This is a genomic window from Nostoc sp. DSM 114160 (genome assembly GCF_053470305.1).
In genome coordinates this window covers 468345-489150 of sequence record NZ_JBPFGO010000001.1, presented here as the reverse complement: position 1 = coordinate 489150, position 20806 = coordinate 468345, and the positions used below count along the sequence as shown (strand labels likewise).

General features: G+C 39.7%; 20 protein-coding genes and 2 pseudogenes. 8 read left to right on the top strand and 14 right to left on the bottom strand.

Features of this window, described 5'->3' with window-relative positions:
- Positions 1-273: 273 nt before the first annotated feature.
- A complete protein-coding gene (trmB, locus tag NSTCB13_RS02325; protein ID WP_448268550.1) occupies positions 274-921 on the top strand; it encodes a tRNA (guanosine(46)-N7)-methyltransferase TrmB in 648 nt (215 codons plus the stop codon).
- Between the two features lie 84 nt (positions 922-1005).
- Here the strand turns inward: trmB and NSTCB13_RS02320 are convergent, their stop codons facing one another.
- Together NSTCB13_RS02320 and NSTCB13_RS02315 are read right to left on the bottom strand one after the other, a co-directional pair.
- Entirely contained in the window at positions 1006-1557 is a 552-nt protein-coding gene (locus NSTCB13_RS02320) for a transposase (protein WP_445632092.1), read from the bottom strand.
- A gap of 2 nt (positions 1558-1559) precedes the next feature.
- A complete protein-coding gene (locus NSTCB13_RS02315) occupies positions 1560-1949 on the bottom strand; it encodes a helix-turn-helix domain-containing protein (protein WP_445628212.1) in 390 nt (129 codons plus the stop codon).
- A 425-nt stretch (positions 1950-2374) separates the two neighbouring features.
- Here NSTCB13_RS02315 and NSTCB13_RS02310 point away from each other — a divergent pair, with 425 nt between their 5' ends.
- The 6 genes from NSTCB13_RS02310 to NSTCB13_RS02285 all read left to right on the top strand — a co-directional run bounded on the left by NSTCB13_RS02310 (position 2375) and on the right by NSTCB13_RS02285 (position 6660).
- A complete protein-coding gene (locus NSTCB13_RS02310) occupies positions 2375-2671 on the top strand; it encodes a hypothetical protein (RefSeq protein WP_448271249.1) in 297 nt (98 codons plus the stop codon).
- A gap of 144 nt (positions 2672-2815) precedes the next feature.
- Positions 2816-3253, top strand: a complete 438-nt coding sequence (locus tag NSTCB13_RS02305; RefSeq protein WP_448271248.1) for a nitrogen fixation protein — start codon at positions 2816-2818, stop codon at positions 3251-3253.
- A 47-nt stretch (positions 3254-3300) separates the two neighbouring features.
- Positions 3301-3504: a hypothetical protein gene (locus NSTCB13_RS02300; protein ID WP_448271247.1), complete on the top strand. Its 204-nt coding sequence runs from the start codon at positions 3301-3303 to the stop codon at positions 3502-3504.
- A gap of 176 nt (positions 3505-3680) precedes the next feature.
- Positions 3681-4841, top strand: a complete 1161-nt coding sequence (locus tag NSTCB13_RS02295) for a phosphotransferase family protein (protein ID WP_448271246.1) — start codon at positions 3681-3683, stop codon at positions 4839-4841.
- Positions 4842-4870: 29 nt separating this feature from the next.
- Positions 4871-5953 carry a T3SS effector HopA1 family protein gene (locus NSTCB13_RS02290; protein ID WP_448271245.1) on the top strand — a complete coding sequence of 361 codons (1083 nt, stop codon included), beginning with the start codon at positions 4871-4873 and terminating at the stop codon, positions 5951-5953.
- 506 nt (positions 5954-6459) lie between these two features.
- On the top strand, positions 6460-6660 hold the full coding sequence (locus tag NSTCB13_RS02285) for a hypothetical protein (protein ID WP_448271244.1): 201 nt from the start codon (positions 6460-6462) through the stop codon (positions 6658-6660).
- Between the two features lie 134 nt (positions 6661-6794).
- Here the strand turns inward: NSTCB13_RS02285 and NSTCB13_RS02280 are convergent, their stop codons facing one another.
- From NSTCB13_RS02280 to NSTCB13_RS02235, 10 genes and pseudogenes are all read right to left on the bottom strand, one after another.
- The gene (locus NSTCB13_RS02280; RefSeq protein WP_448271243.1) at positions 6795-7529 is read right to left on the bottom strand and encodes a peptidylprolyl isomerase; all 735 of its coding nucleotides are present in this window, start codon (positions 7527-7529) and stop codon (positions 6795-6797) included.
- Positions 7530-7652: 123 nt separating this feature from the next.
- Positions 7653-9176, bottom strand: coding sequence for an HlyD family efflux transporter periplasmic adaptor subunit (locus NSTCB13_RS02275; protein WP_448271242.1), 1524 nt, complete (start codon positions 9174-9176; stop codon positions 7653-7655).
- Between the two features lie 65 nt (positions 9177-9241).
- Positions 9242-11962, bottom strand: coding sequence for a peptidase domain-containing ABC transporter (locus NSTCB13_RS02270; protein WP_448268540.1), 2721 nt, complete (start codon positions 11960-11962; stop codon positions 9242-9244).
- Positions 11856-12236 carry a winged helix-turn-helix domain-containing protein gene (locus NSTCB13_RS02265; RefSeq protein ID WP_448271241.1) on the bottom strand — a complete coding sequence of 127 codons (381 nt, stop codon included), beginning with the start codon at positions 12234-12236 and terminating at the stop codon, positions 11856-11858. The genes NSTCB13_RS02270 and NSTCB13_RS02265 overlap by 107 nt, the downstream gene beginning before the upstream one ends.
- A complete protein-coding gene (locus NSTCB13_RS02260) occupies positions 12205-12582 on the bottom strand; it encodes a helix-turn-helix domain-containing protein (protein WP_448271240.1) in 378 nt (125 codons plus the stop codon). Before NSTCB13_RS02260 ends, NSTCB13_RS02265 begins: the two co-directional genes overlap by 32 nt.
- Positions 12583-13014: 432 nt before the next feature.
- Positions 13015-14178: an ATP-binding protein gene (locus tag NSTCB13_RS02255; protein ID WP_445629832.1), complete on the bottom strand. Its 1164-nt coding sequence runs from the start codon at positions 14176-14178 to the stop codon at positions 13015-13017.
- A gap of 116 nt (positions 14179-14294) precedes the next feature.
- Entirely contained in the window at positions 14295-14741 is a 447-nt protein-coding gene (locus NSTCB13_RS02250) for a response regulator (RefSeq protein ID WP_114080291.1), read from the bottom strand.
- A pseudogene (locus NSTCB13_RS02245) lies at positions 14686-16993 on the bottom strand (ATP-binding protein). Before NSTCB13_RS02245 ends, NSTCB13_RS02250 begins: the two are co-directional and overlap by 56 nt.
- 322 nt (positions 16994-17315) lie before the next feature.
- Entirely contained in the window at positions 17316-18896 is a 1581-nt protein-coding gene (locus tag NSTCB13_RS02240) for a dolichyl-phosphate-mannose--protein mannosyltransferase (RefSeq protein WP_445629834.1), read from the bottom strand.
- Between the two features lie 372 nt (positions 18897-19268).
- Positions 19269-19892, bottom strand: coding sequence for a GNAT family N-acetyltransferase (locus NSTCB13_RS02235; RefSeq protein ID WP_445629835.1), 624 nt, complete (start codon positions 19890-19892; stop codon positions 19269-19271).
- A 54-nt stretch (positions 19893-19946) separates the two neighbouring features.
- Here NSTCB13_RS02235 and NSTCB13_RS02230 point away from each other — a divergent pair, with 54 nt between their 5' ends.
- Entirely contained in the window at positions 19947-20078 is a 132-nt protein-coding gene (locus tag NSTCB13_RS02230; protein ID WP_448271239.1) for a hypothetical protein, read from the top strand.
- Here the strand turns inward: NSTCB13_RS02230 and NSTCB13_RS02225 are convergent.
- On the bottom strand, positions 20064-20417 hold the full coding sequence (locus tag NSTCB13_RS02225; RefSeq protein ID WP_448271238.1) for an element excision factor XisI family protein: 354 nt from the start codon (positions 20415-20417) through the stop codon (positions 20064-20066). The two genes, NSTCB13_RS02230 and NSTCB13_RS02225, sit on opposite strands and share 15 nt — an antisense overlap.
- Positions 20387-20779 (bottom strand): annotated as a pseudogene (locus NSTCB13_RS02220) (element excision factor XisH family protein); the annotation flags it as partial. The gene NSTCB13_RS02225 and the pseudogene NSTCB13_RS02220, both read right to left, overlap by 31 nt.
- Positions 20780-20806 lie beyond the last annotated feature (27 nt).

The window sequence follows — 20806 nt, the reverse complement described above, 5'->3', positions numbered from 1 at the left end:
CAAGGATGATGTATTTGACTGAGACTGCTGTACTAACTTGCTGCTGGGTAGGCAATCGAATAATAGACCGGTAATTGTTGGCATACTTTTGCTAGACTTCCTTGTAATACCAATTTGAAAAAAGAATGCAATACATAGATAAGACCTTACCCAACCCTCTACAAGGCTTTGGGGAGAGTGTGCGTCAGTAAGCGTGGGCATCTGGTCGCAAACATTTTTTAAATTGATATAACCTAAATCACAGAGGATATTTTCACGTAAAGGAGAAAAATTTTGGCAGCAGTCCGAGTCCGCCAGCATGTTAATCCACTTGGTAAAAAGTATCAAACACCAGCAAGTCACCAAGACTGGGAAAAAATTTATGCCAAGCCAAATCAACAATTACATTTAGATATTGGCTGCGCTAAGGGACTGTTTTTGTTGAATATGGCCAAGATAGAACCTAACTGGAATTTTCTCGGCTTGGAAATTCGAGAACCGCTGGTGGTGGAGGCAAATAAGTTACGTTCTGAGTTAGGTTTAACAAACCTACACTATTTATTTTGCAATGTGAATAACTCACTGCGATCGCTTTTATCTTCCTTCCCTCCAGGAAGTTTACAATGCGTTACAATTCAATTCCCCGATCCTTGGTTTAAAACCCGCCATGCTAAACGTCGTGTAGTCCAACCAGAACTAGTGGCAGACTTAGCTAAGTATCTTGCGATTGGGGGGTTGGTATTTTTACAATCAGATATGGAATTTGTGGCTGTGGAAATGCGCGATCGCTTTGCTGCTAATTCAGCTTTTCAGAAAGTTGGTACAGAAGAATGGTTGGCTGAAAATCCGCTACCAGTCTCCACAGAAAGGGAAATAGGCACGCAAAAAAAAGGTGAACCTATTTATCGGGCTTTGTTTGAAAGAGTGAAAACTACAGAATAGAGATGTTTATAATATCAACTCTATTCCCCAATTTTGAATTTTAAGTTTTATTGAGCGGACTGATAAATACAGCAAATTTGAGGTTCATGAGGTACAGTAGCAGCAATTAGTAAACCAATTTTTTAGATGCTTTGGATCAACTAGTTTCAGCGCAATTTTAATTAAACCATCAACGACAGATGCACTCTTGGGAGAAAATTGTTTCAGAAAAGCTTTTAATTGTGACCACCAATGTTCAATTGGATTGAATTCAGGAGAATAAGGAGATAGATAAAGAACACTTGCTCCCACTCCTTCAATCAAAAGCTTAATCTCTTCGACTTTATGAGCAGGTAGATTATCCATTACAACGACTGCACCAACCCATAATTGCGGAAGTAAAAAATGTTCTACAAAAACTTTATATGCATCTCCATCCATTGAGCCGTTTAAAGTCATCACGGCTAAAACCTTCTTTAAGCTAATTCCTCCGATTACACTTATTTTTGCTCCCCGGTAATATGGTTTAAAATTATACGTTCTAGTACCGCGCTCGCTTCTTTGATGAGTTCTAGTTAAGCCAAGTAAAACACCCATTTCATCTATAAATACAAGGTCTTCTGGGTCTACTTGCTTTACCTTCTCCCAATACTCTATTCTCAGTTTTTGGACTCTTTCTGTTTTTCCTTGGCTGCACTTTCACTTTTTTTTCGCGTTAATTTTTGTTTTTGTAATGCACAACACATCACACTTGCACACACCCAAACGTTGTATTTTTCTCCAAAATATTCGCAATATTCCAATAAAGTTGCGTCTGGGTAAATTTGAACCATTTCGGCTAATTCGCTCACGAAATCATCTAACCTACCCTTCATGGCTCCACCTTGCTTTTTAGGTTCTAGATGTCCTTGCACTCTATGAAGTTGGATTAGCTTTTGCACATAGCTTTTTGCTACACCAAATTGCACAGCAACCTTTCTTATTGAAGTACCACCCTTTTCGTAAGTATTTACTATTTTTTCTCGTAAATCGATTGAGTATGCTTTCATTTTAAGTCTTGATACACCAATATTATGTGTACCTCATTTACCTCGAAAGTGCTGTAATTGTCAATATTAATTAAGTCTTGCTTATTATCTTTTCATTAAACATTGCCCAAGATTGAAAAATTGTTTGGGACATAAATGTTTTATTAAAGGTCAAAATTTTAATTAAATATTCTCTGATAATTGGTAAAAAACTCTGCTGCTGAAGTGATTACAAGAGATATAAACTTTATTAATAAATAGTTATTCACAAAAACTTCAAATTATTATTTAGTGACATAAAAGGTTTATTTATGTCTGCTTATAATGTTCAAAACATAGTTAAATCTATTATTACCATGCTTAAAATATATACAATACAGGCTATGGTAATTACATTACTTAATTATTAAGCCTGTATCTAGTTATATCTTCAGAGGAAAAGCACAATGGAAAGGAATAAAAAGAATTCAGATTTTAAATTAGATATTAATAATCTGATTGATAATGCTGTTAACAATGCACTAGCAAGACGGAACCCCAATCAGGATTTAGAAGATGCTTTGCTAACTCTGTCTGATGAAGAAATGGCAAACGTTGCAGGTGGTTTTGTAACGGTTGCAAAATTCGATCCAATTATTGCAGGTGGTATTATAGGTGGTACTGGTGCGATCAAACCAATTAATGATACTCCAGTGATAAAACCAATTATTTGTGGACTAATTGCAGAGCAGAACTTGAGTTGAAAATACAAGTCTTTGAAGTTACCAGTCAGTATTAAACTCTTGGACATTTAATTTGCTTATTTAGGTTGATGGAGAGCAGTCCAATTCAAAACTATCTGTCAATCTCCATCAGCTTAAAAATACAATTCATTATAGGTTCAATTTATGGAAGACATCGCTACTGAAAAGACTACACTTTGCCCTAGTGCAAGACCAGAATGGCAAGACAGTGTTGTTTTCGGCGTCGTTGGTGGTACAGTCACAGAACCCCGCGTAGCTTATCTTAAGCACCCCCAACCTGTCACAGATGAACTGATAGCAAAGGCTAGTCCAGTAACACCCACTGAAATTTTTCGGACGGCTGCACCCTGTGCAACTAAGGGTTGTCAACATTTTGATGGTAAAGATTGTCGTCTGGCAATGCGAGTTGTAGAAAACTTGCCAAAGGTAGTAGAGGAACTACCACCTTGTTCCATACGCCGAGATTGCCGATGGTGGCAGCAGGAAGGTAAAGCAGCTTGTATGCGTTGTCCACAAGTTATAACAGATAACTACAATCCCTCTGAATTACTACTTAAAGTGGCGACACCGACTGTTGGCTAAAGAAGCTACAAAGTTTATTTAAGTAATTTCAGGAGAAGATTATATCAATGAACATTCATCACAAACATCTTACAAGTCAAATTGAAATTACGAACTTAATTGAAGAAGCTGTTGTGAATGCATCTGCAAGACGAAAACAAGTTTTAGAACAAAATTCGCTGTCAGAATTGTCTGAAGAAGAAGAGAAAAATATTACGGGTGGGGCACTAACAGATGTGATAATTCTCATCGGTGGCTATTTACTAGGTTAATACTGCGGCACGTAATTTTTAATTTATATACCGCAGACATTTGATTAATTTGTAATAGATGCTTTATTGATGTTGTGCGGTAGTAGTTTAAAAAATCCTTGCAAAAATAGGTTATGGTAGTAACTTAACTACCACAATTTTATCTACATCAAAAGTAGTTGATAAATTTAAAAATTATGACATTTTTCTTAAACTCTCATAATGCTGTCGATTATTTAATTGAACAGGGATTATACAATCAGTCAGAACAACCACCGATTAAAATAGAATTACTTACAGCCAAAAACTTTAATTTATTAGTTACTTTGTCAGGCGATCGCAAGCTGCTTGTTAAACAAGAACGACACAATCAAGAAGGGAAAGCATCTGGTGAATTTTTAAGTGAGTGGCTAATTCAAGAGTTTTTACAACAATTTCCAAACCTTGACAACTATCGCTCATTTTTACCAGAGGTACTGCATTTTGATGTCGAGAATTCCATTATTGTGTTTAGATATCTGGATGATTATCGAGATTTAATGGACTTCTACACCAAAGAAAATAGCTTTCCTACAGAAATTGCTACGGCAATTGGTAATATTTTAGGGATTATCCATCGTGATACTTTCAACCGCCAAGAATATCAAAAATTCTTTTCTAAAAATTCAGATAATTTCATGGTTGACCAAGTATCATATTTAGTTCGGAGATTAGAGCGGCTTGAACCGGAAATTTTTGGTCTAGTTCCTGGCGATGGGTTAAAGTTTTTTGCTCTATATCAACGTTATGATAGCTTGGGGCAGGCGATCGCAGAATTAGGTAATAGTGTAACGCCTTCTTGTCTCACCCATAATGATTTGAAACTAAATAATATTCTCCTTTACAAAGATTGGCAGAATTCCAGTAATAATATTGTTCGGCTAATTGATTGGGAACGCTCGACTTGGGGAGATCCAGCCTTTGATTTGGGAACACTTATTGGCAGCTATGTACAAATCTGGCTGGGTAGCTTAGTTATCAGTAATTCTTTGAGTATTGAAGATTCTCTACGCTTGGCAATAACACCTTTAGAACAACTTCAGCCTTCAATGAGTACATTAACCCAAGCTTATTTAAACACTTTTCCAGAAATTTTAGAACACCGTCCTGATTTCTTGCAGAGAGTGGTGCAATTTACCGGTTTCGCTTTGATTCAAAAGATTCAGGCAATGATTCAATATCAAAAATATTTTGGCAATATGGGGATTGCTATGCTTCAGGTTGCTAAGACGTTATTAAGCCGTCCTGTACAATCGATGCCAACAATTTTTGGTGATGCTGCTGTTGAATTCACTCACCTGAGTAGTTCTGTTGTTTAAATCATTTTGTTATTACTAAATAAGTAGTTATGCAGTTATTAAATTCTCCTCAAACTCAGCTAGAGACTGGTTTAACTAGACAATTACTGGATGTTCTGCAAGATATTGTTCAAAAAATTGAGATAAAATCTGATTTCTCTATCCACCATCCAGATTACAAACCTTTAGAATTACCATCTGAGGCAGTAGAACGTTTTCAGAAGATGCCAACCCAGATGCAACAGAAATATCTGAGTCTGCAATTGCGGAGTTTTCTTTATGGTATCTATTACAACGGTTCTATGCAAAGTACGTTGGCACTAGATAGAGAGGGAAATGGTTTGCCCCTAGATTTGGAGAATAATACTGTATTAGGGGTAGATGTGGGATTTTATAAACGATTGCATGAAAGTAATTTTGGAAAGGGCTACTTTGACCCTGATTGGTCTGTTTTGAGAGAAGAAAGTGATGGCAGTTTAGCCGTCACTAAAGGCGGTTTGAGGCTACATATTGAACGCAATAAGCATCTTCAACCTACTGAAGTGGCAGCTGTGCTAGGTGATTCTGTCGCGATCAAGATGCCTAAGAATCTGGTGCAAAATGGCTTTTACGTAGCAGTTAGCAATGTCGCATCTGAAAGTCAGAAAAATCTGGTACGAGTATACTTTAATTTCAGCCCAAAAGGTGCGGTAGGAGTGATGAGTAGCCTGACGCGGCGGCTGAATGCCATTCCCATTTTCTTCCACTTTAAGGTGCTGTATAACCCAGATGACTACAAGCGTTACGATTCAGGGGTACTATATTTTGAAAAAGCCAACTATGAAGCTGTCCGACAAGTCCTCGAGGCTGTCTATGCAGAAAATCAATCACATTTTCAGCCGGAGGTGCCGCTATTCACTATGCAGCTAGCAGCAGGGTTAGGGTTGGCAGAAGAACCAGACCAAAAGTTTGGTGTTCAGGAAAGCTTTGGGATGAATCGCTGTCAGATTGTGGCGAATGGGTTACTGTCAGCTTGGCAACAAGGGGGTGACTCACCAGAGGTAAGAATGCAGGCTATCTTTGGACAATTTTCTCGTTTGGAGATTGACTTGCAGCGCCCTTATGTCAATGCCAATTCAGAAGATATTTATTAGTAGTTCCGTAGTTTTAGGCTCAAGAGAAATTCCTTATTCTTCGAGGCGGTAATGCTCGTCTTCTGCTTCTTGCTTCAGGAGTTATTACTGACTTTCACAATAGCGAATAGCTTCCTTGATGGCAGCATGGGGTTTACTGCTACTGCCAGAATGAAATAACTCTAAATTTTTATCGTTCAGTCTAAGAGAATTCTTGGACTGATTTTTTATTGGTTTTTATAATTTTGAGAAATAAAGTAAGCATTAAAAAAAGAAAATTACCATAAATGTTTTATATATAATCAAAAAATAGATGCTTTTTCCAAATAAATTGAATATTACTTTTTCATGTAAAGTTTTTGCGGTAATATTAATAATAAATCAAGATACAAGTGTATTATTTATGTCACTATTATAGTTATTTAAACATTGAAATAGTCAAGAATTTAATAGATTATAGTAATGGGATAAGTAAGTTAAAAATCTAATCCCAACTAAAACAACTTTTGTTAGGAGTACATTTCCAAATGGCTAATATTACTATTTCTCAATTGAATACCATTGGTTCAGAACTGTTTCAAGACTCAGAAAGCTTTCTCGATTTACTAAAGGATGAAGAACTTGATCTGACCATAGGAGGGGGTACATCTTCTACTTTTTGGACTTTCGCAACTTTAGTTCCAGGAACCCAATCAAGCACAGCAACTACAATAACCACGCTATATTAATAGAGTTAGTTAGATTCGACTGAATTATAGTTAATCTAATAAGTTACTACCTCTGCTTCAACTCAGAGGTAGTTTTTCTATTACTAGCTATAAAATAACTAGTGAATTGCAAACCAAGCAAATTAGCTATTTTATTACAAGGTTTTTACAACTTCAATTTGTTCAATTTGTTGCGTCTTCCATTCATAAAAAAAGTTCAAAAGAATTTGATAGCACAGTTTATCATTCAATTTCGGTTGAATTAGTTCCTCAACTAAAATTAGGTGAAATCCCTTAGAAGTTACAATTGGCTTGAGAAGCTGCGGTGGTTTAGCAGCAAAAACAGCCGCAGAAATCTCCGGCTTCAAATCTTTACGATATACTATCCCTTGATATCCCCCTTTTCGACGTAATTCCGTATCCTGGATGTATTTGTGAGCAATATCGTAGAAACTCATCTCACCTTCTTGAATTGCATAAAAGAGTTCTATTGCCAAGTCTTCATCATCTAATATAACCTCATACATAATCACACCCGCATAGTCTAGCTGATGCTCAAAGAAATAGGGTTCAACTTTATCACCGAACAAGTGTTGACCTAACTTATTAGTCAGCAAGGTGGTGTAAAGCATTTTTTCAAAATCATCTAAAGACAGACTATATTTTTTCAGCCATGCCCAGGTGTCATCAGCGTTATTAAGTTGTTTAGCTAACCGTAATTGGTCTGCTGCTTTCTGAAGTTCCTCAGTCTCCACTTTAACACCTACTTCTGCAGCAGCATCTTCAATAATTTTACGGATGATAATCTCCTCAATTAAATCAGGAATATTAAAAGATAGCTTAACTTGCTCAAGAATGTCTTCCCTGGTAATATTAATAGTTTGATGCATGATATTTCTCCTAAATAGATAGACTAGATAAAACGTTAAATGCTGACCTTTGCTCAACCCATTCACTCTAATAAAAATTACTTGTAAAGTTCAGTTTATAAATGTATAAATACCACAAATTTCCTACATTTTCACTCCACCATGTTGCAACTGCTTAAACGGGTCAATCAGAAAATCAATAATACGACGCTGCCGCACAATTACTTCAGCTGTCGCCGTATCTCCAGGACGCAAGGCAATACATTTATTAGCCGAGAGAATGCAATTTTGCTTTAGGAAAATTTCCAAGTCATAAGCTGCCACCTTTCCATTAGGTGTTTCCACCTCTATGGTGGTAGGAGAAATCTCTAACAATTCTCCTTCAACTATTCCATAATCCTGAAATGGATAAGCATCAAACTTTAGCTTTACTGGCAATCCTCTTCGCAAAGAACCACTCTCAGTTGTCGCCATTTGTGCCCGAATTATTAAAGGTGAACCTTGGGGTGCAATCTCCGCAATCATTGCTCCAGGCTGCACTACAGACCCAGCCCGTTGTATCGGTAACTGAAACAGTCTACCATTCACAGTAGCTCTTAACTCCCGTTGTCCTAACTGAAACTTTAAGGCTACAATCTGACTCTTAGTTTGAGCAATTTCTGCCTGAAGAGTAGTAATGTCTGTCTCCAAATTCTTCTGTTGTTCGTCGATTTTTAACAGAGCCAGTTTGTTGGAACGAGTTAAGGTCTGATAACTTCTTTCCTGTTCTTTTAGTCGCAACTGTGCCTGCTCAATATCTGCATTTGCTTGCCGAATAGTCCGCTCATAACTACTCTGTTGTTCCACCAAACGTAGTTTAGCCTGCTGAATATCTGACTTATTTTGTTCGTATAACTGTTGCTTGTCTTTAGCTATATCTTGCTTTTGCACAACATTAATTTCTGGAACAACTCCTGACTGCCAAAGACTGCGATAGCGTTCAACTTCTCGCTCGGTACTCGCTAAACTACTGTTTACTAATTTATTAGCAGTTTGACTATGCTCAAGAGTTTGCCGTGCCTGATTGACTTGAGCTAATTTTTCGTCTTTTTGTAAGTCATAAGAATTCCTCAAAGCATTCATATTCTGTCGTGCTTGGTCAATTTGAGCCTGCTTTTCTAACTGTTGAGATTGATTTTGTTGCTGTTGAGTTGTCAAAGATACAACTAACTGACTTTTAGATGAGTTTAACTGAGAAAGTCGATTTAATTGTCCTTCTAACCTATCCTGTGCCTGCCGCAATTCTGCTTTAACTAATTCCGATTCCAACACCAATAAAGTCTGCCCAGTTTTAACTAAATCACCTTCCTTTACCCGAATTTCGGCAACAGTACCTGCCACAGCAGCATCCAACCTAACCGTCTTTCCCTTTGGCTCAAGTCGCCCTCTTGCCGTACCCGTCTCATCTACCTTAGATAGCATCGCCCAAGGTAAAATAATCGACACAAACACCACCAAAAAATACAGCAATCCTCTTGTCCAAACTTGGGGCAAGCTATCAAGTAAATCCTTGGTTGCGTAAGCCCAATCATCAGTCGATCTAGCTGATGTTTGCTCCGTTAAAACTTCCTCGCGCTGTTCTACCTGATAAACTTGGGTTTGAACCTTTCCATTTAATGTGTTTGGCATAATTTTTCCTGATATCAATTTTGGATTTTGGGAGACAAGAAAAGCTTCCTCTTTGTCCTCTTGTTTCACCCCGCTACATCCATCTGCTGATGATTGAGATAAAAATAATGTCCCCGCTTCGCCATCAACTCTTGGTGAGTCCCACTCTCAATCAATACCCCGCGATCTAGCACCAAAATTAAATCTGCATGACGCACAGTTGAAAGACGATGGGCGATTATTAAGGTGGTTCTGTCCTTAAGTATTGTGTTCAAATTTGTTTGAATAATCCTTTCTGATTCTGCATCTAGATGGGAAGTCGCTTCATCCAAAATCAACAGCTTGGGATTACCTAATAATGCCTTAGCGATCGCAATTCTTTGTCGCTGTCCTCCAGATAACATCCCGCCTCCTTCACCAATCTGGGTTTCATAACCCATAGGCAACTTTTTAATAAACTCATCAGCCCCCGCCAATCGCGCCGCTTCAATAATCTCTGCTAAAGTTGCCCCAGGATGTGCCAAGCTAATATTTTCCCGAATCGTTCCGCCAAACAAAAAGGTATCTTGGTCAACTACCCCAACTTGCTCGCGTAGAGAACGCAACGAAAGGCTGGCAATATCCTGTCCATCAATCAACACTTTGCCATCTGTGGGGGAATATAACCCTAAAACCAGCTTAGAAATCGTAGTTTTACCCGAACCACTCCGTCCCACTAGAGCAACCATTTGCCCGCTATGTACTTCAAAACTGAGATTTTCTAAAACATTGATATCGCTTTCAGGGTGATAGCGAAATGTCACATTGTCAAAGCGAATGTTACCTTGAATGGGTGGTAAAGATTGCCGCATCTGATGCTGCAAATCCTCTTCTGGTTCTGCATCTAATACATCATTAATGCGTTCCACCGCAATCACCACTTCTTGCAATTGATTCCACAAAACTGTTAATCGTTGGAAGGGTCTAATGATATTTCCCAACAACATATTAAATGCCACCAATTGCCCAATGGTTAGCTGGTTGTGAATCACTTGGTACGCACCAAACCACAGCAAGACGGTAGTTACCACTGCTTCAATTGTGTTGCTAAATATTTGCAGGCGATTGCTGATAATTTGCCCAGAGAAGTTAGTTTTTACTTCTTTACTTAATAACTCTTCCCAATGCCAACGCACTGTCTGTTCTACTGCTGTAGATTTAACTGTTCGCACACCAGAAAGGGCTTCAATTAGATAGCTGCTTTCATTAGCAACAGCATTAAATATTTCCCTAGAAATCCTTTGTAAAAAAGGTGTGGCAATCAATGCCAGCATCAAAAAAGGTGGTACAATCACCAACACCAGCAATGCCATTTTCCAGCTGTACCAAAACATCAATCCTAAATAGATAAAGACAGTGACTAAATCTAAGAGGATGGACAACGCCTCACCGGAGAGGAAGCGTTGAATTTTACGGTTTTCTTGTACGCGAGAGATAATGTCTCCCACATAACGCGACTCAAAGTAACTCAAAGGTAGCCGCAGGGTATGGCGAATAAATCCGACAATTAGTGCTAAATCAAGCTTATTAGCTGTGTGGTCTAACAGATATTGTCGCAACCCTGTCATCGCCACACGGAATAAACTAAAAATTAGTAACCCTAACCCCACCGCCGTTAAGGTTAGTTCAGAACGCTGTACCACTACGCGGTCTAAAATTAACTGGGTAAATAAGGGAGTAACAAGTCCAAATATCTGGATAAATAAGGAAGCGACAAACACTTCCAGCATCACTAAAGAGTGAGGCTTCATTAATTCAAAAAATTGCCAAAAGGGAGTAGAAGTTTCTTTAGTATCTTTAAGCATTGCTGTCGGTTGCAGCAGCAATGTGTAACCAGTCCAGTTGGCTTTAAATTCGGTGTGGCTGAGGGTGCGTTGACCAATAGCGGGGTCGGCGACAATGACGTGTTTGGGGGTAATTTCGTAGACAACGATGTAATGCTTGCCTTCCCAGTGGGCGATCGCAGGCAATTTTTGCTTCGCTAATTGGTCAAGACTCGCTTTCACAGGCCGCGTGCTAAACCCAATACTTTCCGCCGCCACTGATAACCCTCGCAGTGACGAGCCATTGCGGTCAACATTGGCGATATCCCGCAGGCGATTTACACTAAAGTTTTTCCCCCAATAGCGAGACACCATTACTAAACAAGCTGCACCGCAATCCGATCCACTCTGTTGGGCAAAAAACGGATAACGCCGAATCACACGCTGTAATAAATGCCCTACTCGCTGCGTGGAGTTGGGAAAATAGGCTTTGCTTATTTTTTTATCGCCTGGCTTTACTGCTGGCGTTGACAAAATACTCGTTTCATGCAGTCGTTTTGAGTCAGATGGTAGTACTGGGGAATTCACCTGTGGAGGATTACGGGATAGAGCCTTAGCCCACAAATGCTCCCGAATTTGGGGATATTTAGCCATCAATGGCCATAAAACTTCACCCGGAACAAAGCACAGTTGCAAGTTGATTGAAGCCCTAGCAGCGTAAGGTTTAAAGTCTCCCTCCTTAAACAAGGTAAATTCCCCAAATGAGTCACCTGTTTCTAAAGTGGCGATTAACTCATCGGCGCTATCTAGCAACCTGACTTTACCAGCGATCGCAATATAGATTCCTGGTTGAACATCAGTTCCTTGCCAGAATTTGCCGACTTTCGGGTTGATAAATTTAACTTGTTGAAGATAGTGTTGAAATTCCTCTGTCGAAAGAGAATGCCCCAGAATTTTGTTGAACTGTTGTAGAGTTACTAACTGAGCGGATATATCTTGCGCCATGAATGTCTACATCTTTTGCTAATTTGGCAAAGTTAATAGGTAAAAATTCGGGATTATCAGGAATAACTGCCGATTTCAGGTCATTAATCAAAATTTTGGAACCTTGAGTCTGTTCAGTGCTGTTTTGTTCAGAATTGCTGGGTTTTGGTATTGTGGATAATCCCATCTGTTTGAGCAGGCGCTTGATATGGCGATCGCTTACCTCAATCCCAAATTCTTTCGCTAGATGTTTCCCCAGCCAGTTAGCTGTCCCATCGCCGAAAAGAATATCCATGATCGCGGGGACTACCTTTAATCAGTTCTTTCAAACGTTCTAAATACTCGTCATTTATTGCCTTCGGGCGACCAATAGGGCAATCTTGCCATTGGTGCGCCATCCCTGTTCGGGCTATGTGCATCCAATGCCTTGCTGTTGCTGGACAACATCCCAAAATTTGACAAATTTCAGTTTGGGTTTTTCCCTCATCTGCCAACAACATGATTTCAATACGTTGTTGGTAAGATTCGGGTAAAGTTTTTTCCAAACTTGCTAACAGTAATTTCCGTTGAAATGATGTTAAATACTTACTGTTAGTTACATTTATGTATCTTGTTTCAATTTTACTTTGGCAGTCCGACATACACGTATAATTAACTAGATTTGTGGACACACAAATGTTTTCTGAACGATGGAGAATTTTGCAATATCCTACTTATAGAGATATTGCAAAAGCTAATTTTTTTGTAACTGTAATACTTATTACGATTTGTTTTTTATTTTATGCAAGAAATAATTGAGTTAAGTAATATGTTTGACAACGGTTTTTAAATATTCCTTTTGTAAGTTTATATTAGGCTACAAATCCAATTTGTAAATTCCGAAAAGAGTCGTTAAATTTTAGTAAATTTTTTGTAAATATAAATTTCTTCTGAGCAGAGAAAAAAGTGATAACGGAGTCGCCATTACCACGGATGAAAATTCGTTTGAAAGATCGCACACGTAAGGGCACAATATATTTATTGTGCCCCAATAATGAACTGTATTCCCCATAGATGAAAATTGCTGTAACCGCTTAAACTTCTAGTAAAGGAAGGGTGACGGTAAAGGTTGTACCTACTCCAACTTGGCTATTAACTACAATTTCGCCTCCATGTGCATCGACACATTTTTTGGCGATCGCTAGTCCCAAGCCAGTACCAGGAATGTTTCCCACATTGTCCGCCCGTCGGAAAGGCTGAAACAATCGTTTTTGGTTCTCTTGAGGAATGCCAATTCCCCAATCTTGAACTCGGAAAATTACTGCTTTTTCTTGACCAATTAGTTCAAAGCGCACCATACCGCCCGGTAGTGAATACTTAATAGCATTGCTAAGTAAATTGCCCAAAATGTGCCGCAGTAAGCTTTCATCCCATAAAGCTTCATCTAATTGCCCAAAACTGGCGAACACTAAAGTCAGATGCTTATCATTTGCAATCAATCGAACTTCATCGACCATTTGGCGACAAAAAGCTTCTAAATCTAAGCAGATGACTTCAAAACCGAGTCTACCAGAATCAGCTTTGCCGATGAATGTAACTTCATCCAATAGCTGCGCCATGTTTTTAATTGCCGAGCGAATCATTTGCAAATGATTTTGTTTTTTCTCTTTAGTTAATCTTTCATCCTGATTTTGTAGCAGTCCAGCAGCCAAGAGAATAGTATTTAGCGGATTGCGGATGTCATGGGAGAGCATTGAGACAAATTCAGATTTGAACTGGTTGAGTTCATTCGCTTTTACGAGTTCCGCAGTTCGTTCTTCAACCCTAGTTTGTAACGTTTCATTGACAGTGCGTAATGATTCTAAAACCTGCTTGCGCTCGATCGCATAACGCAAAGAGCGAACCAACACATCAACATTTACCTGTCGCTTGACTAGATAATCTTGCGCCCCTTGCCGCACTGCTTCAATTGCTAGTTCTTCGTCATTAGTATTTGTTAAAACAACAATCGGTATACTTGGCGCTTGACTAATTAGAAGAGGTAAAGATGACAATCCTTGGCTATCAGGTAAAGTTAAATCTAATAAAATAACATCATAATTACATTGACTTAGTTCCTGAAGTGCTTCGCCCAATCGGGTCACATGAACCAGAGTAAACTCTTGGGACTGGGCTTGCATCAGAAACTCTTGTAGCAACCTAGCAGAAGCTAGGTTATCCTCAATTAACAAGATTTTTACTGAGTAGCTCACAACCATAATCTTCAGGTTTCACCCCCTATTGCTGCTCTATCTTGTCATTTGTCATTTGTCATTTGTCATTAGTTATTAGTTATTCTCCCCCTGCTCCCTGCCCCCTGCCCCCTACCCCCTGCCTACTCCGATGGTAGCGTCACGGTAGAGAGCCAAAAATCTTCAATACTCTTGACGATTTGAAATAATTGGTTGAGGTTGCGAGATTTAGTGATATAGCAATTCACATGTAAATCGTAGCTGTGAAAAATGTCATCCTCATTTTTTGAGGTTGTTAAAACAACAACTGGAATACGCTTTAGTAATGGGTCGGCTTTTATTTCCGCCAGCACTTCTCGACCGTCTTTTTTAGGTAAGTTCAAATCCAGCAGAATGAGGTCAGGGCGTAGTGCATCAGCATATTCACCTTCTTGGCGTAAATAAGCCATAGCATCTATACCATCCCTGACCGTTACCACTTGGTAGGGCACTGAACTATTTTTCAACGCTTCTTGGATTAAGCGAATGTCAGCTTTATTGTCCTCGACCAAAAAGATGGTTTTGTGTTTTTCTCCCGTTTCTACGCTCAAGTTCGCGTCCTCCAACTGGAATCGTAAAGTAGAAGGTTGCGCCTTCACCCAGTTCTGACTCTACCCAGATCCGCCCCCGGTGACATTCGACAATCTTCTTACAGATGGCTAAACCCATACCTGTACCAGTATATTCATCCCGCGTGTGTAAGCGCTGAAAAATTACAAAAATGCGATCGCTAAATTTTGGATCGATACCAATTCCATTATCCCGAACTGAGAATAGCCATGCATCTTCTATTCTTTCTGCTCCCACATGGATTTGTGGCGGCTGGGTCACTATGAAACTTGATGGCGTTACCAATGAGGTTTTGAAATAGCTGCATCAGTTGGGTGCTGTCAGCCATGACTACGGGTAAGGGATCGTGAGTGATAGTAGCCCCAGTTTCATTAATGCGTTGACGCAAATTGCCCAATCCCCGATTTAAGGCTGTCTCTACCTCGTTCATTTGAAATGCGATCGCTTGCATATCCACTTTTGAGTATGCTAGTACGTCATCAATCAACGTCTGCATCAGGCTAACTCCCTGCACAGCGTAGCTGATAAACTCCTGAGCATCTTCGTCAAGTTCTTCGCTATAGCGCATCTCTAACAGCTGGACGTAATTCACCACTTGATTGAGTGGTTCTTGCAAGTCATGGGAGGCGACGTAGGCAAACTTTTTCAGTTCGGCGTTAGAACGTTCTAAATCCTGGGCTAACTGGGCTAGTTCATCGGCTTGACGCAGCACAATATTAACAATTGCTTTCCGCAATTCTAATGCTGCTTTAACTTCTACATCTTTCCAAGGTAAAGATGTTAAGCGAACTGTCTCTTTCCACAATTCAAATGATTTGCGCGGACACAGACGAACACTTCCTTCTGACTGGTTAACTTCAAACGCCTTATTAGGATCGCCACCCCAATTTACAGTTTGAATTACTTCCGGTCGGAACCACAAAACATAATTGCGCTTGGCGATGGGAATCGCTAATAAACCACTGGCGACATTTTTAAAACTTTCGGCATCTGGATAAATCTGTGGCAAAGAATCTGTATAGAAAACTTCTTCTTCAACATTATTTTTTAGCCATTGGACTAAAAAATTCAGGTCTTCTTCTCTAGGGGTTTCACCAACTACCGTGCAATTTCCGCCAAAACACACGGCTGCACCTTGAGCGCTGGCCAAATCTAAAAGATGTTGAGGGTTTTTAACTAAACCATCAATGAAGTTTTCTTCTTGAGACATGTATTCAATCAAGATTGATTGAAGGTGTGTCAGATTTATCCGGTGATAGTAGTCTTCTGTCTCTTCTCTAGCCGAGATTTCTGCAAATATGACTCGTCCCAAAAATTCGCAGGCTTTACGCAATTCGTAGGAAACATATTTCGGGGATTGATGGTGACAAGCAATTAGTCCCCAGAGTTTTTGGTCTTTAATTAAAGAGATAGTCAGCGAAGCACCTACACCCATATTATGCAAGTACTCTGTATGACAAGAAGCAGCACTTCTGAGAATAGAGTTGGTTAAATTAATCGGGCGATCGCTAATTGGATTATTGACAGGAAAAAGCTTGACTGGCTGAGAATAAGCATCGGGGATGATTCTGATCGAATTAGCAGCAAATAACTTTCTCGCTGGTTTGGGAATATCTGACTCTGGATAATGCAGCCCTAAATATGGTTCTAAGCTTTCTAGCTTTTCTTCAGCGACAACGGAACCATGCCCATCATCATCGAATTTATATAACATTACCCTGTCAAATTCCGTTATTTTCCGAACTTCTTGAACGATAACTTGACAAAAGTCTCGGAGATTTGCTGTTTTTTCTAGTTGGTTGATAGATGCTCTAGCTAGATGATAAAAGCTTAAAAATGGGATATTTTCTTGAGTAAGAGCAGGTTCTAACTCCAAGATTAAAAATCCTTCTGTATTGCGGTGAAATACTGCATCAAATACTACGTATTCATCACCTTTTTTTCGCACCCAAACTTTCGTGGGATTAATAAAATCAAGATTTTCTCCGGATAGCCCTGTTTTAATTCTCTCTATTTGAAAGGGATCGAGTAAATCTTCTAGTTTTTTATGTAACATATTTTCGGGAGCAATTCCGAAAATCTTTAGCGTATTAGTGCTAACTTGTAATATTTTTAGCTCAGGCTCCTCCAAGACTAACAGGACACCATGAGGCTGAATTTGGCTAGAAATATGAATCGGTGCCTCTTTCAAGCTAATTAAATTAATACCTGGCAATTGTAAGTTCATTTCCATGACGATCCTCCTGTGTTGTCCGGGAGCATCAAAACTAGAGTATCTATAATAATGCAGAATGATGAATGTAAAAATTTTATAATTTTCCATTCATCATTTTTACTTAGTATCTAATTTCCCATGCCCTGGTGTTGCGTTTTGCAGCCTTAGTTTTATCTGCTTGTGCTTTGAAAAGTCTAACAGTGACTAAAGTTACATAGCGATAAGAAATGTGAAAACCATGTGATTGAACAATTCTATATATGTGTAGCTATGTTAAGTTGAGAAATAAGTTAGGAGTTAGGAGTTATTATTTCAATACCCCATGCCCCATGCCCTTCAATCAAATCCAAGAGTTGAACCACATTCGCAGCTTGTAACCGTTAGGAGAAAGGGGTAAACCCAAATAAATGGGCATCCAGAAAATAAAAGCAGCCAGAATGATAAAAGTAATGGTGACACCTAGCGCCCGGAGTTGTTGATAATAACTGCAAAGACACCGATCGACAAACCAGGCGATCGCTAAAAATACAAACACCACTGCACACATATAATGGTAGATAAAAACACACCTTGTCACTTTCACCCAAGGTAATAAGTTTGCAGCATAATTTATAACTAAATACAAAGCAATCCAAGTATCAACACTCAGGGTTGCAGGCATAGAAAAACGCTTTTCTTTCACCCAAGGAATTACCGCTTGTGATACCAGCATTCCTACTAAAAACAACATGGCAGCAACACCAAACCACCACAAAAATGGATTGCCCATTGCATGGACATCATAAATAACTTGTCCAGCGCCGGCAGGTAAAGGCGGGCCCATCACAGGTAACGGTTCGGTGATACTTTCAGCTGTTTGATAATAATATGCCATTGGTCGAGTCATCAAAGGCCATTTATACCAAGCAGCACAGTAAGGATGTACGTTAGGACTATTACCACCTAGATGTAAATGAAACTTCAAAATTTGCTGATGTACTGCAATAAATCCATACGTTTTATCTAGTTGAAGGTGAGGAATCCAGATGATGCTATAGATAAAAGCTGGGATAATTCCTAGATAAAACAGCATTTGAAAAATATTTAGCTGAGTTAAATTTTGTAGTGGTGTCGGAGATGAGGGGTATGAGGGGAATGAGGGAGAATAAGTACTAACTCCTGCCTCCTGCCTCCTGACTTCTGCCGACGCTCGCGGACTCGCTAACGCTGCGCTATCGTGACTTCTGCCTCCTGCCTCCTGCTCTAATGAGGGGGATTTAAAAAAGAGTTTGGAGTTAGGAAAAGAATGTATCAAATGAATTACCCAAGCTACTATCCAGATGAGATAAGCACCTGATAAGAACCATAAACCATTCCACTTAGTACCGACTGAGGCACCAAAACCAATGCCAGCAAAAACTAACCAAAAAGAACGTCGGCGATTTTGGTTATCTAATGCCAATAATAAAAACCAGTGCCCTAATAAACCAAAGATGACGATATAAATATTACTTAAAGCATACCGAGACTCAACTAAAAAAATACCATCACAAGCTGTGAATAATCCTGCAAGTATTGCAAAGGTACGACGATAACTTAACTGATAAGCGATCGCAGCTACAACTACAGGGATAAATGAGCCTGTAAGGGCATTTAACCACCGATAAGTCCAAGGCGATCGCAATGAACCTGTCAGCCCATTCACCGTATCGTGCCAAAAAGGAATGTGACTGCCAATCCAAATGCCGATGCCAATCATATATTGACTTAGCGGCGGATGAGCATTAAAAAATGGCGTATGCGTGAGATAATTATTACCAAATTTGGCAAAGTAAACTTCATCAAATACCAGAGTGTTGAATCGCTCCAGCCCCCAAAACCTTAAGGCAAGTGAAAGAAGAAATACACTCACCATCCCAATTCGGAACCACTTTTTTGTCATTTGTCACTTGTACTGAGCGTTCGCGTAGCGTCTCGAAGAGAAGCCGAAGTATTTGTCATTTGTCATTGGGCATTGGGCACTTGTACTGAGCGTAGTCGAAGTATTGGGCACTTGTACTGAGCGTAGTCGAAGTATTGGGCATGGGGAATAGGGAATGAGTCTTTGATACTCGCTGATGAGTCTTTAATACTCGTGAATGAGTCTTTGATACTCGCCGATGAGTCTTTGATACTCGCCGATGAGTCTTTGATACTCGCTGACGAGTCTTTGATACTCGCCGATGAGTCTTTGATACTCGCCGACGAGTCTTTGATACTCGCTGATGAGTCTTTGATACTCGTTGACGAGTCTTTGATACTCGCTGACGAGTCTTTAATACTCGTGAATGAGTCTTTGAACTCCACTTCTTTGCCCCCCTACCCTCTGCTCAAGAACTGCTCCCCTGTTCTCTCTCCACTCTTCAGGTGCATCTAGTTGAAACAGGAGTAGTTCAATGCCGTAATACTTGTTTGTCCGCCCTATTGGTTTCATACCCAATCGTTCTGTTACACGGATTGAAGCATGATTTTCTGGCTTCACTACGGCATAAATCACTGGCAAGTTCAAAACACTAAATCCGTAGTTGAGCATAGCTCGTCCTGCTTCTGTTGCATACCCTTTACCCCAAGAAGCTCGCCTCAAGTGCCAGCCTACCTCATAATCTTGAGTAGGTAAACCATCTTTGTCGGGCAATTGTTTGAGAAGGATAGTTCCCACAATTGTTGTATTTTCCTTTTCAACAATTGCCCAAGATCCAGTACCATTGTTGCGTTGGTGCATTCGCTCGATACCTTCAATCAAACGCTGACGCTGTGACTCAACACTTGCGGGACGAGAAGCTTTACCAAGAAAGCGCGTAACTTCAGGGTCATTATAAATTGCAAACGCTTGTTCGGCATCGCTTTCGGGTATCCAACTGCGAACGATCGAGCGTTCGGTTTCCAAAAGATTTGTCATCTTGCTTTTGGCTAAACTAAATTGCCATTCTGCAAAATACTAAGATATTTATGGTTGAGCAGTCAAAAGTTTTGTAGAGAATTACACAAACAAAATATGGCGATCGCTATGCTATGGGCAATTATCCAGAAGTTTAATTACCGTTGGCTATGCGATGCCTGCGGCGGTAAACTACGCAAATTCTGAATCTTTCCACAGTTCTTCAGACCGAAATCCCAATACAATCCGATCCTTCGGCACACCAGCTTTAACTAGTTCTGTTGCTACCCCTTCTTCAGTGCCATCACGTTGAATCCAAATTTTGCCATCAATAATATCTATGTGAATCATACAGCCGTGAACGCGACGAGTCACAGTAGGAGACAAGTCATAGGCTGGTTCTCTTCCCAAAATCATCAAGAGGTAGCGGTCTTGTTCGCCGTCGAAAACTGTTTCAAATTGAATATCGCCAGTGCTGAAGGGGATTTTTGTATGTTCAATCAGAATATTCCGAATCAACTGCCTGTATTGCTCCAAGGTATCCATTTAAAAATAACCTCTTGCTCTAGCTGAAATAGAACAATATTAACTTTGTAATCTTCTACCAAAAGTTTAGCAATTGGTTCATCAAAGATATCGGCATATACTTCGTCCCGAACGGCGAGATAGAGGACGCGATCGGGATTGGTTCTACTCATCACAGATCGGTATGCAAGATACTGTCCCAGCGCGTGTTCAAGATCAGTCATATCCGATACGCTGCGAAACGTTTTAATCTCAACGGCTATCTGCTGTCCTTCCTTTTCAGCAGCAATCAATTTCTCTGCACCCAGGTCAACATACATATCCCTTTTTCCCCACTTCAGATGAAATGGATCGTCGGTAATCGTCCAGCCATCTTTGATTAGGGCATTTTTGACGTTCTAGTGGTAACG

Excerpts from the sequence above, each read along its gene's own strand:
- NSTCB13_RS02240 (WP_445629834.1), bottom strand. The coding sequence starts at position 18,896 with ATGACAAAAAAGTGGTTCCGAATTGGGATGGTGAGTGTATTTCTTCTT.
- NSTCB13_RS02285 (WP_448271244.1), top strand. The coding sequence starts at position 6,460 with ATGGCTAATATTACTATTTCTCAATTGAATACCATTGGTTCAGAACTG.
- NSTCB13_RS02225 (WP_448271238.1), bottom strand. The coding sequence starts at position 20,417 with ATGGATACCTTGGAGCAATACAGGCAGTTGATTCGGAATATTCTGATT.
- NSTCB13_RS02255 (WP_445629832.1), bottom strand. The coding sequence starts at position 14,178 with ATGGTTGTGAGCTACTCAGTAAAAATCTTGTTAATTGAGGATAACCTA.
- NSTCB13_RS02300 (WP_448271247.1), top strand. The coding sequence starts at position 3,301 with ATGAACATTCATCACAAACATCTTACAAGTCAAATTGAAATTACGAAC.
- NSTCB13_RS02235 (WP_445629835.1), bottom strand. The coding sequence starts at position 19,892 with ATGACAAATCTTTTGGAAACCGAACGCTCGATCGTTCGCAGTTGGATA.
- NSTCB13_RS02310 (WP_448271249.1), top strand. The coding sequence starts at position 2,375 with ATGGAAAGGAATAAAAAGAATTCAGATTTTAAATTAGATATTAATAAT.
- NSTCB13_RS02265 (WP_448271241.1), bottom strand. The coding sequence starts at position 12,236 with ATGGATATTCTTTTCGGCGATGGGACAGCTAACTGGCTGGGGAAACAT.
- NSTCB13_RS02315 (WP_445628212.1), bottom strand. The coding sequence starts at position 1,949 with ATGAAAGCATACTCAATCGATTTACGAGAAAAAATAGTAAATACTTAC.
- NSTCB13_RS02260 (WP_448271240.1), bottom strand. The coding sequence starts at position 12,582 with ATGTCGGACTGCCAAAGTAAAATTGAAACAAGATACATAAATGTAACT.
- NSTCB13_RS02280 (WP_448271243.1), bottom strand. The coding sequence starts at position 7,529 with ATGCATCAAACTATTAATATTACCAGGGAAGACATTCTTGAGCAAGTT.
- NSTCB13_RS02295 (WP_448271246.1), top strand. The coding sequence starts at position 3,681 with ATGACATTTTTCTTAAACTCTCATAATGCTGTCGATTATTTAATTGAA.
- NSTCB13_RS02305 (WP_448271248.1), top strand. The coding sequence starts at position 2,816 with ATGGAAGACATCGCTACTGAAAAGACTACACTTTGCCCTAGTGCAAGA.
- NSTCB13_RS02270 (WP_448268540.1), bottom strand. The coding sequence starts at position 11,962 with ATGGCGCAAGATATATCCGCTCAGTTAGTAACTCTACAACAGTTCAAC.
- NSTCB13_RS02290 (WP_448271245.1), top strand. The coding sequence starts at position 4,871 with ATGCAGTTATTAAATTCTCCTCAAACTCAGCTAGAGACTGGTTTAACT.
- NSTCB13_RS02275 (WP_448271242.1), bottom strand. The coding sequence starts at position 9,176 with ATGCCAAACACATTAAATGGAAAGGTTCAAACCCAAGTTTATCAGGTA.